The sequence below is a fragment of the Thermovirga sp. genome, assembly GCA_012523215.1.
GTDB lineage: Bacteria > Synergistota > Synergistia > Synergistales > Thermovirgaceae > 58-81.
Map to the genome: position 1 here is coordinate 1 of JAAYIZ010000257.1, position 2,052 is coordinate 2,052.

General features: G+C 56.0%; 3 protein-coding genes. All 3 read left to right on the forward strand.

The window, feature by feature from the left end; translation table 11 throughout:
* Positions 1-170: 170 nt before the first annotated feature.
* The gene (locus GX108_07050; protein ID NLO56787.1) at positions 171-1,094 is read left to right on the forward strand and encodes a hypothetical protein; all 924 of its coding nucleotides are present in this window, start codon (positions 171-173) and stop codon (positions 1,092-1,094) included.
* Positions 1,088-1,786: a YggS family pyridoxal phosphate-dependent enzyme gene (locus GX108_07055; protein NLO56788.1), complete on the forward strand. Its 699-nt coding sequence runs from the start codon at positions 1,088-1,090 to the stop codon at positions 1,784-1,786. Before GX108_07050 ends, GX108_07055 begins: the two co-directional genes overlap by 7 nt.
* Positions 1,787-1,810: 24 nt before the next feature.
* The coding region (locus GX108_07060; protein ID NLO56789.1) for a DivIVA domain-containing protein at positions 1,811-2,052 on the forward strand (242 nt) is incomplete at its 3' end.

Sequence of the window (2,052 nt, forward strand, 5' to 3'; positions counted from 1 at the left end):
AGAAGGGCCGGTGTCGGGTTTATCGGATTGGCCACCGGAGGGACCAGCCGTGAAGTACTTTGGGGCGGAGGAGCCCTGGCGGTCATCAACGATATCTCGGAGCTCCTCCAAGTCCTGCCAGGATATGTAAACGGGCTTTATCGTGAACCGGAGAGTGATATGATAAAAATATGAAAAGTAAAACCGTGACGAATGCGCTCTACTATTTCTTCACCGCCTGCATTGTTGTTGGGGCTGTCTTCGTATATAAAGCCTGGTGGAATCGCTACTTCCGTCTCAGACCCGACCTCGCCGTGGCGGAGCCGGCAGTCCTTTCCCTGGATATACCTTTTGAAGGCGTGCTGATCTGGGAAGAAGTTTTGCTGACTTCACCCCTGGAGGGGACTGTATCCTTTCCCCGGGGGAGGGGTCCTGTCTATTGTGCCAAGGGTGAGGTGGTAGCCCAGGTGTCTTCCTCCTCGGGCAAGGGGCAGGTGAAAACTCCCAACCCTGGTTATTTCATGGCGGCCGTCGACGGTGCAGAAGGCAACTGGTCCTATGGCACCCTTTGGCCCGGGAGCTCCAAGCTCCCCCATCCGGGACCGCTCCGTTACCTGGATGAAGGCCTTAAGGCCTCACCAGGGGGTTCTATCGGTAAATTCATACCCCAGCCGCAATCCTTGAGGTGTGTGGCCTACGTGGAGAAATCGTCCCTCGGGTGGGATCCCTCCGAAAGGGACCATATCGACGTGAAAAGATCTGCCGTCGATCTGCCTTTCCGGGCGGAAGTTCGAGCCGTAAACGACCTTGGCCCCATTTACAAGGTCTACCTCACTTTTCCGTTCTTCTCGTCGGAAGAGATCCTCTCGAGAAAAATCTTCTACCTGCTTCATGCAGGGGACGTGAGGGGTGTACTCATTCCTGAAAGCGCTGTCATCCTCAGGGATAGGAAAAAGATGGTCTTCCTCGTCACCGGCGACCGATCCGTCGCCATCGAAGTGAACGGGATACCGGTATCAGGAAGGCGATTCCTGGTCGAAAAAGGGCTTGAGCCGGGTGACCTGGTGATAGCATCGGCGGCGGAAGTCGACGAGGGAGAGGTGAGGATCTGGTGAGTACCATTGAAGACAACATAATCGCGGTCCGAGAGAGGATCGCCAGGGCGGCAGCCCGGTCGGGCCTCGACGGCGATGGGGTCGGTATCGTGGCCGTCACCAAAACCCGAACGATCGAAGAGATGGAAGAGACCGCCCGCTGCGACGTGGTCGCGCTGGGTGAAAATAGGGTACAGGAAGCCCTTTCCAAGTGGGATCCTTCCACGTCAAGGTCACGCATTCCGTGGCACCTGGTGGGGCATCTGCAAAGGAACAAGGCCAAGAAAGCGGTGGAGATCTTCAGCTGCATCCAGAGCGTGGACTCCTCGAAACTGGCTTCGGCCCTTGACAGGGCCTGCGCCGCTGCCGGTAAAAAACTGCAGGTCCTCCTGGAAGTGAATATTGGGGATGATCCTGACAAATTCGGCGTGTCAAGAGATGCTCTCGGACACCTGGTGGAGGATATCCTGCAGGGAAGTACAAACCTCGACCTGAAGGGCTTGATGACGGTCCTGCCCCTGGGGCTCGACGAGAGAAAGACCAGGATGCTCTTTGCCGCCATGAGACAATTGAGGGATGAAACCCAATCGCGGTTTGGTCTTCCACTTCCTGTTCTCTCCATGGGCATGAGCGACGACTTTGAATATGCCGTGATGGAAGGGAGCACCATGGTGCGAATAGGGACCGCCCTTTTCGGCAGGAGACAATACTGACCCCGCGGGCAGGGAGGGAAAGAATTGGCAGATCTGTTGACCGTTCTTGATATCGAGAGGATCAATTTCAGCAAGGCCATGAGGGGCTATAACCCCGAGCAGGTCGAGGATTTCCTTGAAAAGGTAGCCGAAAGCCTGCAGGCTTACTCGGAAAGGATCAAGACCCTGGAAGTGCAGCTTTCAAGGTTTGATGAACAGATCAGGGAATACACAGAATTGAAGCAGTCCCTGCAGGAAGCCCTCGTCCTAGCGCAGAAGAGCGCCGA